The following is a 13,805-nucleotide window of genomic DNA, read 5'->3' as shown; positions in this document are numbered from 1 at the left end:
TTTGATCCCTACTTCTAACAATCTCATTTACTTTACCTCAATATAATCATACTTACTTCCTATATAATCTATACCATAGACTTCATAACCACTAGCATCTGAAAGTACATCTACAATAACTGTACCTTTGAAATCAGTAACATAATTTCCCGGAGTAAGCTCTATGACTAATGAAGTTCCATCATCCTTATCAAAATTATAAGTATCTGTTCTTATACTAGTCCAATCCGGTATATATGAATTCTTTAAATTCAACTGCTGAAGTTGATTTTTTGCCAGGGACTGAAGCTCAGTAGTTCTGCGAGAGGTGTCCTGAGGATACTTATCATATGCTGACTTAAGATTTGCAGTAAGGTTATTCTTTAGTGTACTGGCAGCAGAATTTACATTATTTTTTAATGCAGCAGTCATATCTCCTGTTACTTCGGTAGAAAGATTAATTAGAGTTTTATAAACCATTTTGCCGCTCTTATCGACTCCGTACACTACGTATCCCATCGGATTTTTGCTCACATATGCAACTACAGTACCCGGGTGATCAGAATATTTACTATCTATATTTGAATAATCTGAAGGATTAGCATTAACTATTATAGAATAATTTCTATTTATGCCAGGGTCTCCATTAGTATGATATCCATCGTCATCAATTGCGTCCTTATTCAAATAATACGGATTGACAATATGCTTTGAAGCATCTCCAGAAGTAAACTTATTGTTCAAATAGTTATATAACGGTCCTTGGATTACATCATAAATTCTGTTTTCAGGCACTCCCATTATTATCCTTCTTATTGCATTAATTCTTATATAGTTAGCTACTTTATTTACATTCGTTTCCATACCAGAATCAGTATTTGTATTTGTGTTTTCATTAATAACTGTGGAAGATTTAAATTTAATGATATATGGATTAGTTATCTTACCAGTACTGTCTATTCCATATAATGCATAGCCTCCAACTTTATCTCCACTGCTTCCATAGACGATAATTACTACATTTCCCTTAACATTTCCTCCAGCAGGCAAAGTGTTGTTATTAGCTATTTCATCATTATCTTTTGGTAAAGCATTAGAAGAATAGGAAAGTAAAACAGATGAATTTCCAGACAAATCTTTAGTAACAGATTTGCTATTGTTAAAAGGATTTATCAAAGAATTACTTCCAGAAAAATTAGACTTCATATCTGTTTCAATATTGTTTAAAATAGCAGTAAGAGCTTGATCTTTTGTTTGATTTGCATTAATAGACGATTGATAGGAGCTTGTATCTTTTGCCAATCTGTTTTGAAGATAAGTTCTGACTAAAAGTACATTTGTATTTACACTATTGTCTTTGGACTGCAGCTTAATGGCCCCTATCTTCGGTACTAAAATTATGGAAAGTAATCCTATGACTGATAATACTATCATAATTTCTATTAATGTAAAACCTTTTTTCCTATTCACAATCTGCACCCCTTACAATCAGAAAATTTTACTTGAACATATCAGCTATACTGTTAAATCCCTGTTTTTGGCTATTATAAAAAATATAACTATTGGGGACTTTTGTATTGCTGTTTCCGCTGCCCTGTACATATTGATAAAAAATAATTTCTCCGGGAAGTTCATCTCCATTTTTCTTAGCATTATCAACAGGTTTATTACTGTTATCCGTGCTCACTTCTTTATCAGAACTCTTTAATTCACCATTGTTCACTTCTTCATCATCACTAGAGCCAATAGTAATGCTTTTTACATTAAGCTTTCTTTTGGTAACAGTATTTAGGTTTCTCATAAAATTCTCTATATTTGCCTTGTTTCCTGTAATCTTTAAGTCTATTATAAGAGTATGAAAATTGTTACTACTTGAACTGCTATCCCCATTCAACAATTCAAAAGAGATATTTTCTCCATTTACTCCAAATGACTTGCATCCATTATAAAAATCATATATAAGCTGGGGTGTATCTATTTGGGTAGGAACCATGCTATCAAAACTAGAAGTCTCCTGTCTCAACTTTTTTAACTCCTGCTGCTTAGTCTCAATAGATTTTTTCTTAGCCTTAAGAGAATTTAATTCTTTTGTTTTTAAAGAATACTTATTTTTAGCCTGCTTCACCGTATCTAATTTATAAGTTATATAATATGTATAAATCACGTAATTAAATCCTATAAACAATATTGCTATTAAAATCATCAAATCCCTTTTATTTTTTTCCATCTGTATTCACGCCTTTATATGATTCTAATAATTTCAATTTAAGTTCAACCTCTTTTACATTATCATTAAGATCTACCTCGGGAAGCTCAACAGGTTCAAATGCATTCATAGAATTTATTGCCACAATAAGTCTGGCTGCATCTATTGTATTTTTATTCACATCAAACACAACATTTACATTTTGTTTATCCATGGTAATCGTTTTTATAGTTACACCTTTAGGTAATCCATTCCTCAAAGTTTCTAATACTCCTATGTAGTTGAAATCATCACCTTCAATTTTCTTTATGTAACGAGCCTTGTCCTCATAAGCCTTATTTTCCTTATCTAATTTATCTACATCACTTTGTACACCACTCAAAACAGCTATCTGTGAATCTATGTCCCAAGTATCATACTTTAATAAATTTAACTTTGTATATATAAGTGCTGCTCCTATTATAATAATAGTTATTAAAAAAAATAATTCTATTTCATGTATAATTAACCTATTTTCAAATTGTTTCTTCTTATTTTTTCTATAAAATCTATCAATAAAATCTATGCTTTTATTATATATATTTTTTACCGATATAGAATCTCCCAGTATATCAGGATATATGTTTTCATCTACTGTACTCTTTTTAACTAATTTTGATGCTTTAATATTGAATCCTATATTAGTTTCTATTGAAGTTTGAGTGCTAATAAGCTCACAAAGCTTTGAATTTGTATAAAGTTCTCCTAATACATATATCTTGTCAAGCTTACCCCCGAAATGCCTTGTTGAATAAAAATTAAAAAAATAATCAAGACTTCTCATTAAGTCATTAAAATCTTCATCCTCTGTTTCATTTAATATATTGGAATAAAGAAATATTTTCCCCTTATCCAGTATAGTTAAAGTAGTCTTTTCTACATTTGCGTCTATAATAGCTATACTGCAATAATCTTCATCTAAAAACAAATTTGATACGGAATCAGGATATATCCCTATTGACTGTGGGATCAATCCACAATATTTTATAAAATCCAATATCTGCTTTAATTTTGCTCTAGGCACAACTGCAAGCATAATAGCCATTTTATCCTTATTAGTTAAAGAAATAACTTCATAATCATAAAGATATTCATTCATGTTAACAGAAAAGTACTCTTCTATATTATTCTTTATAAAACTTGCAAGCTCCTTTTTATTCATAACTGGAGTTTCTATTATTCTTGTTATAATACTTTCCCAATTCAATATTATTCTTACACCTTTATTTCTAATTTTTAACTTTTGTCTAATACTTTTGATCTTATTTAAATTATATTCATCAGCATAAGGTTTTCCCCCAGAAATAAATTCATTCTTTTCATATATCTTACTTATTTTTTTTATTTTTGTTTTATTTATTATCTTTGATGCAACAGCCACATCTGCATAATTTTCCTTAAAACTAAATATAATTTTTATTTTATTTCACCCCCTGTGCCATTTGAACTATAGGTAATGCTACTCCTAATATAACTACCCCAACAATTAAACCTATAACCAGGGTTAAAATAGGTTCCACAAGTGACATAATTCTAGCAACTCCTGTTTCTACTTTCTCATCATATATGTCAGCCAGTTTAAACATAATCTCATCAAGCTTACCTGTTTCTTGTCCTACTCTCATCATCTGCGTTACAAGCGGCTTGAAAATATTCTCACTTTCAATAGAATCAGCAAAAGTTGTACCACCAATTAGCTGGTTTTTAACTTTATCTATTTTTTTCGATATAAACACATTTTCTACAACAAGCTGCACATTATCCATTATAGTTATAATAGGAATTCCAGACTTTAAAAATATTCCCATACTTCTAGTAAATCTAGCTGTTATAATATCTAGCTTAACATCTCCTAAAATAGGAATCTTTAGCTTAAACTTATCAATAAAATATGTAACTTTAGGAAGTGTATTTATATATTTCAAAAAAATTACTGCTATAATCGCACAAATAATTATATATAGATAATTATTATCAAAAAAATTCATAATACCAAGTACAATTACTGTTATAGCGGGTAATTTCATGTCTTCAAATAGACCTTTTATTTCAGGAAATACAATAAAATTAAAGAATACAAGCATTCCTAGTGCTACAATTAAAATTAACATAGGATACACAGCTGCACTTTTAATCTTACTTTTTATACTGGCCTCTTTTTTATAAAAACTCTCCATGTTATATAGTACGGTATCTAAATTTCCACTGATTTCTCCTGTTTTGACCATATCAATTAATAGTTTTGGAAATTTACCGCAGCTTTCCATAGATACATCCAAACCATTGCCTTTTTTTATACTATCCGTTATATTTAAAATTATTTTCTTCATGTTCTTACTTTTAATTTGCTGCTCCATTATTTCAAGTCCATTTAAGAGAGTTATTCCTGAATTTAAAATCATAGCAATTTGCCCACAAAAATTAGCCAAAATTTCATTATCAAATTTCTTATCTAAAAACTTAAATCTAGATAAACTAAATTTTTCTTTTACATATATTACTTTCAACCCTTTACTTTTTAAATTTCTAAATGCTTCATCAACATCATTATCTTCAATTTGTTCCTTTATTACATTAAATTCATCGTCCCAAGCTTTATATACAAACTTTTTCATATACCATCTCCATAAGTAGCCCTTAACATTTCTTCAACAGTAGTTACTCCATTTAAGACTTTACTTATACAGGATTTTCTTAAAGTATTCATTCCCTTATCCACAGCTAACTTTTCAATTTTATTTTCAGTATAATCTGTATCTATAATATTTTTAATATCATTATCTATTTCAAGTATTTCAAATATACCTATTCTTCCCCTGTAACCTGTATTATTACACAAGCTGCATCCTTTACCTCTCTTTAGTTTAACCGGTTCTTTAATTCCAAGTATCCTCATTTCTCTCTCATCACTCATATATTCCTCGGCACAACTTGGACATATTTTTCTAACCAGTCTCTGGGCTACAACACCTGCTAAAGTAGAAGATATAAGAAAAGGCTTTACACCCATGTCCAAAAGTCTTCCAATAGTTCCTACTGCATTATTGGTGTGAATAGTTGATAATACCAAATGTCCTGTAAGTGCGGATCTTATAGATATTTCCGCGGTTTCATTGTCCCTTATTTCTCCTACAAGAATTATATCCGGATCCTGCCTCAGTATACTTCTTAAGCCACTAGCAAAATCAAATCCTATTTTAGTATTTACCTGCATCTGATTAATTCCTTTTAAATTATATTCCACGGGATCTTCTATTGTTATTATATTTTTTGATACGTCATTTAATATGTTTAATATAGAATATAGAGTTGTAGTTTTTCCACTTCCGGTAGGTCCTGATACCATTATTATACCATATGGACTTGCAATCATCCTCTTTAGTTTAGTTAATTCATCATTTTCAAGTCCAATTTTTTCAAGATCCATTGAAAAGCTGCTCTTATCAAGCAGTCGCATTACAATTTTTTCACCTAAAATCGTTGGAATTGTAGAAACTCTAATATCTATTACATGCTGTTTAACCTTAAAGTTAATTCTCCCATCCTGGGGTATTCTATTCTCAGCTATGTTTAAACTGGCCATTATTTTTACTCTACTTATTACAGCAGAAAGCATGTCTATGTCCGTTCTCATAATTTCCCTAAGCATACCATCTACTCTAAATCTAACTCTCATTTCTTTTTCATCCGGTTCTATGTGAATATCCGAAGCATTATATAACATTGCATTTTCAATTATAGTATTTAGAAATTTTATAACTGGTGCAGCTGTTTCGTCGGCTAACTCCCGGTCATTTTCCACTGTCCTATTTGCAAAGTTTTTTCTATAATCCTGTACTGCTTCTTGTGCCTTACTTTTTCCATAATATTTATCAATATTTTTCAATATACTATTTCTAAGTGCTATAGCTGTTTTAACATGATAGCCTGTTGCTACTTTTATATCTTCTATGGCAAAGTAATTTAAAGGGTCACTCATAACTACAAGTAAAGAGCCATTTACAATGTCTATGGGAATGGTCTCATGTTTTTTTGCAGTACTTACAGGTAAAATATCTATAATATTCTGGGATACATTGATATTATCTAAATTTATCAAAGGTATGCCAAGCTGTTCTTTTACTGCATTAACTATCTGCTCCTCTGTTGTAAATCCCATATTTACAAGTACTTCTCCTAGCTTTTCACCTGATTCCTTTTGCATTCTGAGAGCCTTCTCCATAACTTCTTCAGTTATAACTCCTTCATCTACAAGTATCTGTCCCAGACGTTTTTTTATTTTTGGCATAATAAGCACCTCTAAAAATCATTATATTATAAAGAACATGGAAAACCATGTTCTTTAATTAACCTATTTAACTTTAAATATTGAAGTAGCAGCTCCACCTTTATCATAACCAAAAACAGCATATCCATCACCATATACATAAATTATAACTGCACCATCATGACTAGTGTCGGTATCTGCAGAAATTGAGCTATTAATTGATCCTGTTTTACTAATAATTACAACTGATGCATTGCCTTTAGCGAATGGATTAATTAATTGTTCATCTGCATTAGTTGTACTACTGTTAGGACTAAGATCTCCAGCATTAGTGTTATTAGACGCTGATAAATTAAAGTCTGATTTCATCTTCGATATAAGTTGGTCATATCCTAAATAGCCATAAGCTCCTCCGTTATTTGTAACTGTTGTTTCCAAATAACCCCTTACAGTATTCACATTGGTAGTTACACCTGCATTTTTAGAATTGTTCTTAAATATTTGAGATTTAGGAATTAAAACTACAGCAAGTATGGCAATAATGGCAAGTACTATCATCAGTTCAATAAGTGTAAAGCCTTTTTTCTTTTCTAATGTCATTACATTTTCCATAGATCCCCATCCTTTCAACAATTAAAATAATATATTATAAATTAATATATGTTTTATATTACCCCCCTGTTATAAATACCAACTTAAAATATTTTGTCCACAAAATACTGTAATAACAGATGCTGCTGTAATAAATGGACCAAAAGGTATATAATCTTTTTTTGATTTCTTTCCCGACAAAATAAGTATTACTCCTATAATTGCCCCTATAATAAAAGATAAAAATAGCATTACAAAAGTGAACTTAAGTCCAAGAAACAAGCCGCATATAAGACAAATTTCCGCATCTCCCCATCCCATACCACCTTTTGTTATGAGAATAATAAGTACTAAAAGTCCACCGCCTGCTATACCTCCGTAAATATATGTCCTTATAGGCAGTCCATTATAATAATATATTCCTAAAAATACAAATGCTGAAATCAAACCTACTATTGTAGTTTTAAAATAAATATCTGTTGTATCAAAATCTATTATTCCTATGACAATCAAAATACTTATAAATACAACATACTTCACAATATCTATACTAATTCCAAACTTAATATAAAGCATAAGATACAATAAACCCGTAATAAATTCCACAATAGGATATTTTTTAGATATCTTTTCTCTACAATTTCTACACTTTCCCCTTAAAATAACATAACTCACTATAGGAATTAAATCATACCATTTAATTCTATTGCCGCAATTTGTACAATGGGAAGATGGATACACAATAGATTCCTGCATTGGTATTCTATATATGCATACATTTAAAAAACTTCCTATTATAGTTCCAAAAATAAAAATAATAATACCATAATAAATATACATATAAACTCCATTTTTTAGGGTAAAATTAAACCTTATGATTATAAAAAAATTTTATAATCATAAGGCCGGTTGCATCGTTAACTCAATACACACTAGATGCCCATATAAAGTGCATATCTCATCGTTTCCCTTTAATATATTGAATTATCTTTTTTAATTTTACCATAATTTTCTTAAAAATGTAAGTATTTTTAAAATTTTACTACTTTATTTTTTAAAGGGAGGCTATTACCCTGCTTGTTTCAAACTTTGCTGTTTTCATAAAACTTGTAAGTTCATTTGGATTAAGTGGTTTTCCAAAGAGGAATCCCTGCACATTTCTGCAATTAGCTCTCTCTAAGTATCTCAACTGTTCCACTGTTTCCATTCCTTCTGCCACTACCTCCAAATTTAAGTCATTTGCAAGTTTAATAAGATTTTTTACAATAATAAATTTTTTTTCACATCTATCTATGCCATTAATAAAAGATCTATCTATTTTTATACCATCTATAGGTACGGTATATAGATAATTTAAAAAAGAATATTGAGTTCCAAAATCATCTACAAATATTTTTATTCCTATATCTTTTATATTTCTCAAGGCAGATGTGATTTTTTCAGTAGAATTAATAGCCGTCCTCTCAGTTATTTCAAAATTAATATATTCAGGCTTAACCTGCGTTATTTCCAATATATTTTTAATAAAAGTAATAAAAAAATCATCTTCAAATTGTCTTATAGATAAATTAACAGACATAATTAAATCAGAGTATCCAAGTTTATGAAGTCTTTTTGCCTCAAGACATGCCATATAAAAGACAATTCTGCCTACTTTCTTTATTTCGCCGCTTCTCTCTATTCCATCAATAAAATATGACGGTGTTAGTATTCCAAACTCTGGATGATTCCACCTAATAAGAGCTTCCACCCCATACACCTTACCGCTGTCAACGTTTACCTGCGGTTGGTAATACAATATGAACTCATGATTAATGAAAGCATCCTGTATATCTGTTCCAATTTTTTCTTCCATAGCATTATTTTCATACATATTAACATTAAAAAACTCATATGTACTATCACAATTTTTATTTACACAATTTAAAGCTATACTTGCATATTTAAATACATCGTGTAATTCACCATTGTCATAGGGATACAGGGCTACACCAAGTTTTATCTCTATCCTAATTTTTTTACCGGCCAATAGAAATATATCATTATTTATACTTATTATCCTTTTAATAATCTTCACAGCATTATCTCTGCACTTTATATTAGGTATTATAAGCAGCAAAACATCTCCACCAAATTTATAAATATATGCCTTTTGATTGATACAGTGTCTTACTTTATTTACAACATTATGTAATAAGACATTCCCATATTTATACTCTAATATATGATTGCATAACCCCAAATTAGTCATATTGAGAAAACATATTGCAAAACTATCTTTTTCCTTTACATACTTATGCATAAATTCATCAAAATTGTGGATAGAATAATTGAAATCATACGCATAACAATCTTTTTTTATTGGCATGTCTCACCACTCCTATATTTTGATAAATGCTACAAAATATAATGAATTATATATGAAGATTAAATATTTTAATAATTCATTATATCATAAATTTAGCTTAAATTCAAATTAATAGGATAATTATATAAAAATTAACTTAAAGTTTTAAATTGATTATTTAGACATATTTTAACTTTTGTAAATAAAATTAAAACCACCAATTAGCTATCATATAACTAACTGGTGGTTAAGCAAATCCTAACTCTTTTGAGTACTTTGATCTTACCTGAATATTCATCACCCTTTTTCAATTACCATTACAATGTATTAATACACTATAAAAATTTAATTTATTATTTTTCTTCAAACACACTTTTTAAAAACTTCAATTAACTTTCTAACAAAATACTTACCTTTAAAACTACACTTCTTTATTACATAACACTTTAATTTAAACTTACCAAATTTCATACATTCTTGTTGAACATTCTTACAAATTAAATATTCACAAGTATTTTTCAGATATTCCTTATAACTTACTCCAGTGAATATTTAATCATATTTACTTTCGTTCTAAATAAGTGTATTAATATCTGATTTTTTAAACTTTCTACTCCTTTAAAACAATTTCCTTAGTACTCTCTTTGAGTTAGGATTGCTAGAAGAAGTTATATCTTTCTTCTTGACTTTATTATATAGTAAACGTTTATATAAGTCAACACTTTTTTATATTATTTTTGCACTCCTTTAGTGTAGGCCATAACTTATCTCTTTCAGAAAAAATAATATTGTCAATTCCCTCAAGAGGCCATTTTATATTTATATCAGGATCATTCCATATAATACCACCTTCATCTTCAGGATGATAAAACTCCGTACATTTATAACAAAATTCTGCCTCATCTGAAATAACTAGAAATCCATGGGCAAATCCCTTTGGAATATAAAATTGTTTCCTGTTTTCTTCAGATAGTGTAACCCCTATCCATTTTCCATAGGTACTGGATCCATCTCTTAAATCCACGGCAACATCAAATACCTTACCTTTTACCACTCTCACCAGTTTTCCTTGAGAATAGTTTTTTTGAAAGTGAAGTCCTCTTAAGACTCCTTTTTTTGATTTGGACTGATTATCCTGGACAAATACCATATCAAGTCCCACTGCCTTAAAATCACTATAATTATAAGTTTCCATGAAGTACCCACGGTTATCTCCAAAAATACCTGTTTCTATTATGTATACTCCCTCTATTTCTGTTTTTACGAAATTAAATTTACCTATTTTAATCATATCCCTTCTTAGTCAATCCACAGTTCACAATTTTTTAATAAAGGATTTAAGTGCATCTTTCCAGTGCCTCATGTTATCACCAATAGTACATCGGAGCATCATATTATCAAGAGAAGAAAATTCCGGTCTTTTAGCTGCCCTGTTGAGTTTTTCCGAAGTCATAGGAGATACAGTGCAGTCTATGCCCGCATATTCCACAATCTTGCAAGCAAAATCATACCAGCTGCATTCGCCCTTACCACTGCAGTGGTATATACCATATTCACAAGTAAGAGCAAGCTTTAAAAGATGGTAGGCCAGATCCTCTGCATTAGTAGGATTACCTCTCTGATCATTTACCACATCTAAATGCCCTTTTTCCTTTGCAACTTTCAATATAGTGTATACAAAATTTTTACCGTATAAACCATATAGCCAGGACGTCCTTACTATAAAATACCTGCTGCAATTTTCTCTAATATACTGTTCTCCTAAAAGTTTAGTCTTTCCGTAAACACTAATAGGATCAGGCAAGTCACATTCCCTAAAAGGTATAGCACCTCTGCCGTTAAAAACATAATCAGTAGAAATATGTACAAGTTTTGTTTTTGTATTTTGCGAAGCTAATGCTAAATTTCTAGCTCCTAGGGAATTTACCTTAAAAGCATTTTCAAAATCAATTTCGCACTTATCCACATTTGTGTAGGCAGCACAATTTACAATTATATCTGGTGTATAATCAGCCATAAAGTCTCTGACATCATTTAATTTGGTTATGTCCAATTCTTCCCTACTGGTGAATTTTACTTCAGCATCAGAGTAAATTTTATCAAGTGCTCTTATTTTAGATTTTCCCATAACCAAAATTTCTCGGAGCTGCCCAGCAAGCTGTCCTTTTCCTCCTGTAATCAATATCTTCAATTGTATTCACTCCTAAAATATGAATGATGATTTTTATCAAGTAAGCCTAAAATATATTTCCCATAAGCAACTTTTTTAAGAGGCTCTGCCAACTTTATCAGTTGATTGTCATCTATATATCCTTCTCTATAAGCAATTTCCTCTATACAAGCTATATAAAGTCCCTGCCTTGTCTGAACAGCCTCTACAAAATTAGCGGCATTTAAAAGTCCCTGGGGGGTTCCAGTATCAAGCCAGGCCATTCCTCTTCCAAAGAGCTCTACTTTAAGTTTGCCTCTTTTTAAATACTCATTATTTATATCTGTAATTTCAAGTTCTCCCCTTGAAGAAGGTTTTATATTCTTTGCTATGTCCACCACATCATTTGTGTAAAAGTAAAGTCCCGGTACTGCATAATGTGATTTTGGCTTTGAAGGTTTTTCCTCTATGGAAATAACATTAAAATTCTCATCAAACTCCACTACGCCAAAATTCTCAGGGTTGCTTACATGATATCCAAAAATGGTTGAACAGTTATGCCTGTCTGAAGCGGCCCTTAACCTTTCCGTAAAACCATATCCATGAAATATATTATCTCCTAAAACAAGAACTACATCGTCATTTCCAATAAATTTTTCTCCAACTATAAAAGCCTCAGCAAGTCCCTTTGGCTCATATTGAACTTCGTACTGAAAGTGAAGTCCAAGCTGACTTCCATCACCAAAAAGTTCTTTAAAAGCACCTGTATCCCTTGGTGTGGATATAATAAGAATATTGCGTATCCCAGCTAGCATAAGTACAGAAATTGGATAATAAATCATAGGTTTATCATATATTGGAACAATCTGCTTAGATATTGCCTTAGTCATTGGGTAAAGCCGGGTTCCAGAACCACCAGCCAGTATTATACCCTTTCTCAAAGTTTAACACCCCCTTTTTTTAGTTGAGAATTAATAGTTAAGAATTAATAGTTATGGATAATTTCCAATTGAAAGTTTAAACTTCAATTAAAGTTCAAAGTTCAGATAACAAATATCAAATTAGGAAATTTTCTTCCTGCGTCAGAAAATAATTATATTTATTTTGCCTATGGCAAAATTTCATTATTTGTTCTTTGATATTTAAACTTTGTTATTTATTTCTATACATTTTCTCATAGTATTTCTTATACTCCCCAGAAGTCACATTATTCATCCAATATTTATTATCTAAGTACCACTTTATAGTTTTTATTATGCCATCCTCAAATTTTGTTTCAGGATACCATCCAAGTTCGTCTTTGATCTTTGTAGGATCAATGCCATATCTCCTATCATGTCCTTTTCGGTCTTCCACATATTTTATAAGATTTTCATCTACAGAAGGATCTACATTGTCGTGTATATATGAAATTATTGTTTTAACTATATGAATGTTTGTTCTCTCATTATGCCCGCCTATATTGTAAACTTCACCGCACTGACCACCATGTATAACCATGTCTATAGCTTTACAGTGATCCTCTACGTAAAGCCAATCTCTTATGTTAAGCCCGTCACCGTATACGGGAATATCTTTTTTATTTAAACAATTGTTTATAACAAGGGGAATGAGCTTTTCTGGAAATTGATAGGGACCATAATTGTTTGAACAGCGGGTTATATTTACAGGCATTTTATAGGTATCAAAATATGCCTTTACCATCAAATCAGCAGACGCTTTACTTGAGGAGTAAGGGCTGTGAGAATCGAGGGGAGTTTTTTCCGTAAAATATCCTTCTTTCCCAAGCGACCCATAAACCTCATCTGTGGAAACCTGAAGATATTTTTTGTTCTCTTTAAACCCACATTCTATAGTCCATGCATTTTTTGAAGTATCCAAAAGTGCCACAGTGCCCAGAACATTTGTCTTTACAAATACTTCAGGATCTCTTATACTCCTGTCTACATGAGATTCTGCTGCAAAGTTTATCACATAGTCTATATCATATTTTTCAAATAGCTGTTGAAGTTTTTCTCTGTCACATATGTCTCCCTGGACGAAGATGTAATTAGGATTTTTAGATATGGTCCTTAGGTTTTCAAGGTTACCTGCATAGGTTAGTTTGTCATAGTTTATTATTTTTACATTTAAGTATTTTTTTAGCATATAATGAATAAAGTTAGATCCAATAAATCCTGCTCCTCCTGTCACCAAATATGTTTTCATATAGGTATCCCTCACTTTT

General features: G+C 30.4%; 12 protein-coding genes and 1 riboswitch. All 12 genes read right to left on the bottom strand.

Annotated features, from left to right (window positions below; translation table 11 throughout):
• Positions 1–27: 27 nt before the first annotated feature.
• Positions 28–1,449 carry a type II secretion system protein gene (locus CLAU_RS12960; protein ID WP_023162764.1) on the bottom strand — a complete coding sequence of 474 codons (1,422 nt, stop codon included), beginning with the start codon at positions 1,447–1,449 and terminating at the stop codon, positions 28–30.
• A 28-nt stretch (positions 1,450–1,477) separates the two neighbouring features.
• The gene (gene pilO, locus CLAU_RS12955) at positions 1,478–2,206 is read right to left on the bottom strand and encodes a type 4a pilus biogenesis protein PilO (RefSeq protein ID WP_023162763.1); all 729 of its coding nucleotides are present in this window, start codon (positions 2,204–2,206) and stop codon (positions 1,478–1,480) included.
• Positions 2,193–3,605 carry a type IV pilus biogenesis protein PilM gene (pilM, locus tag CLAU_RS12950; RefSeq protein ID WP_029170083.1) on the bottom strand — a complete coding sequence of 471 codons (1,413 nt, stop codon included), beginning with the start codon at positions 3,603–3,605 and terminating at the stop codon, positions 2,193–2,195. The genes pilO and pilM overlap by 14 nt, the downstream gene beginning before the upstream one ends.
• A 40-nt stretch (positions 3,606–3,645) precedes the next feature.
• Positions 3,646–4,839, bottom strand: coding sequence for a type II secretion system F family protein (locus CLAU_RS12945; RefSeq protein WP_023162760.1), 1,194 nt, complete (start codon positions 4,837–4,839; stop codon positions 3,646–3,648).
• Positions 4,836–6,512 carry a GspE/PulE family protein gene (locus tag CLAU_RS12940; protein ID WP_023162759.1) on the bottom strand — a complete coding sequence of 559 codons (1,677 nt, stop codon included), beginning with the start codon at positions 6,510–6,512 and terminating at the stop codon, positions 4,836–4,838. The genes CLAU_RS12945 and CLAU_RS12940 overlap by 4 nt, the downstream gene beginning before the upstream one ends.
• 63 nt (positions 6,513–6,575) lie before the next feature.
• Positions 6,576–7,103, bottom strand: a complete 528-nt coding sequence (locus CLAU_RS21375) for a type II secretion system protein (protein ID WP_023162758.1) — start codon at positions 7,101–7,103, stop codon at positions 6,576–6,578.
• Between the two features lie 69 nt (positions 7,104–7,172).
• On the bottom strand, positions 7,173–7,922 hold the full coding sequence (locus CLAU_RS12930) for a prepilin peptidase (RefSeq protein ID WP_023162757.1): 750 nt from the start codon (positions 7,920–7,922) through the stop codon (positions 7,173–7,175).
• A gap of 54 nt (positions 7,923–7,976) precedes the next feature.
• A riboswitch (cyclic di-GMP riboswitch) is annotated at positions 7,977–8,060 on the bottom strand.
• Between the two features lie 76 nt (positions 8,061–8,136).
• Positions 8,137–9,450, bottom strand: a complete 1,314-nt coding sequence (locus CLAU_RS12925; RefSeq protein WP_023162756.1) for a putative bifunctional diguanylate cyclase/phosphodiesterase — start codon at positions 9,448–9,450, stop codon at positions 8,137–8,139.
• 694 nt (positions 9,451–10,144) lie between these two features.
• The gene (gene rfbC, locus CLAU_RS12920) at positions 10,145–10,711 is read right to left on the bottom strand and encodes a dTDP-4-dehydrorhamnose 3,5-epimerase (protein ID WP_029170085.1); all 567 of its coding nucleotides are present in this window, start codon (positions 10,709–10,711) and stop codon (positions 10,145–10,147) included.
• A gap of 33 nt (positions 10,712–10,744) precedes the next feature.
• The gene (gene rfbD / locus CLAU_RS12915; RefSeq protein ID WP_023162754.1) at positions 10,745–11,620 is read right to left on the bottom strand and encodes a dTDP-4-dehydrorhamnose reductase; all 876 of its coding nucleotides are present in this window, start codon (positions 11,618–11,620) and stop codon (positions 10,745–10,747) included.
• Positions 11,617–12,519, bottom strand: a complete 903-nt coding sequence (gene rfbA, locus CLAU_RS12910) for a glucose-1-phosphate thymidylyltransferase RfbA (RefSeq protein ID WP_023162753.1) — start codon at positions 12,517–12,519, stop codon at positions 11,617–11,619. Before rfbA ends, rfbD begins: the two co-directional genes overlap by 4 nt.
• Positions 12,520–12,730: 211 nt before the next feature.
• The gene (rfbB, locus tag CLAU_RS12905) at positions 12,731–13,786 is read right to left on the bottom strand and encodes a dTDP-glucose 4,6-dehydratase (protein WP_023162752.1); all 1,056 of its coding nucleotides are present in this window, start codon (positions 13,784–13,786) and stop codon (positions 12,731–12,733) included.
• Positions 13,787–13,805: the final 19 nt, after the last annotated feature.

The sequence above is a fragment of the Clostridium autoethanogenum DSM 10061 genome (assembly GCF_001484725.1).
Taxonomy (GTDB): domain Bacteria; phylum Bacillota; class Clostridia; order Clostridiales; family Clostridiaceae; genus Clostridium_B; species Clostridium_B ljungdahlii.
The sequence above is the reverse complement of the archived record's forward strand: the minus strand, read 5'-3'. Positions and strand labels throughout refer to the sequence as shown.